Raw genomic sequence first — 1,669 nt, forward strand, 5'->3', positions numbered from 1 at the left:
TCGACGATCTGGTCAACCTGGTCGGTGTGGATCAGGTGCTGTACGGCTCGGACTGGCCGCATCCGGAAGGGTTGGCCGAACCGACCTTCTACATCAACGCGCTGGCACATCTGTCCGTCGAGGATCAGGCAAAGATCATGGGTGGCAACCTCGGTCGTCTCGTCACGGTGTGACGGGGCCTGCTGCCTGGCAGACCATCCCGGAGATGGTCGCGAGCGCGGCGTACCGTTTCGGCGACGCTGAAGCTGTAGTCGACGGTCCGCTGCGCTTCACGTTCTCCGAAGTGGTCGAAAGAGTCCAATGCGCCGCAGGGTCTTTCGCCGCGTTTGGAATCGAGAAGGGCGATCGCGTCGCTGTCTGGGCGCCCAATTCCGCGGACTGGATCGTCGCGGCGTTCGGTCTGCTCACCGCCGGCGGAGTGCTCGTTCCGGTCAACACGCGCTTTAGAACCGAAGAGGCGGGCGACGTGATTGTCCGCAGTGGCGCCAAGGCCGTGCTGGTGCAGAAGGGATTCCTGGGCCAGGACTACACCGCGCCCGCGGGGGTACCGGTCATCGACCTCAAATCCGACTTCCTCTCCGGCGGTTCGCCGTTCCAGCGGGCGGTCAGCGGCACCGACATCGCCGACATCATCTTCACCTCGGGTACGACCGGGCGGCCCAAGGGCGCGATGATGAACCACCGGCAGACGCTGCGGATGTACGAGGAGTGGGCCACGCTGGCCGATCTGCGCGAGGGCGACCGCTACCTGCAGATCAACCCGTACTTCCACACGTTCGGCCTGAAGGCGGGACTCATCACGTCGTTCCTGCGCGGGGCGACGATGCTGCCGGTCGCGGTCTTCGACCTCGACGTAGTGGTGGATCTCATTGAGCGCGAACGCATCACGATGTTACCCGGGCCGCCGACGCTGTACCACTCGCTGCTGACCGTGCGCGACAGGGACCGGCTGTCGACGTTGCGGGCCGGAGTTACCGGCGCCGCCGACATCCCCGTCGAACTGGTCCGCCGCATCCACGGCGAGCTACCGTTCCAGACGTTGATGACCGGGTACGGCCTCACCGAGGCCGGTAACGTGACCCTGTCCCGGCCCGGCGACTCCTGGGAGGACGTGGCGACCACCGCGGGCCTGCCCTGTGAGGGTGTGGAGGTGCGCATCGCCGGCGACGGTGAAGTGCTCGTGCGTGGCTACGGAGTCATGCAAGGCTACCTGGACGATCCCGCCGCCACCGCCGACGCGATCGACTGCGACGGCTGGCTGCACACCGGGGACCTGGGCGCCATCGACGGGACTGGACGGCTGCGCATCGTCGGCCGCAAGAAGGACATGTTCATCGTGGGCGGTTTCAACGTCTATCCCGCCGAGATCGAGGGCTTCCTGCTCGAACATCCGGCCGTCACGCAGGCAGCGGTCATCGGTGTCCCCGACGAGCGGCTCGGGCAAGTGGGTAAGGCATTCGTCGTGGCCGACGATGTGGCCAACGATGCGGTGAATGCCGACCAGCTCATCGGCTGGTGCGCCGAACGCATGGCCGGGTTCAAGGTGCCGCGATCGGTCGAGTTCCTCGACGGGCTTCCGCTCAACGCCACCGGCAAGGTGGTCAAAGACCTACTGCGCTGACATGATTCGCGACAGAGTATGCCTGATATGTGAATGGTATTCACTGGT

The 1,669-nt window shown here is 65.5% G+C and carries 2 protein-coding genes; both read left to right on the forward strand.

Annotated elements, in window-relative coordinates; genetic code table 11:
- Positions 1-173 (forward strand): amidohydrolase family protein (locus tag AC2VOK_RS17115; RefSeq protein WP_428901550.1); only part of this gene is annotated, 173 nt, incomplete at its 5' end.
- Positions 170-1,621 (forward strand): FadD3 family acyl-CoA ligase, encoded by a 1,452-nt coding sequence (locus AC2VOK_RS17120; RefSeq protein WP_343709696.1) that lies wholly within the window; start codon positions 170-172, stop codon positions 1,619-1,621. The genes AC2VOK_RS17115 and AC2VOK_RS17120, both read left to right, overlap by 4 nt.
- Positions 1,622-1,669 lie beyond the last annotated feature (48 nt).

This window comes from Mycobacterium sp. TH-M116, assembly GCF_057473685.1.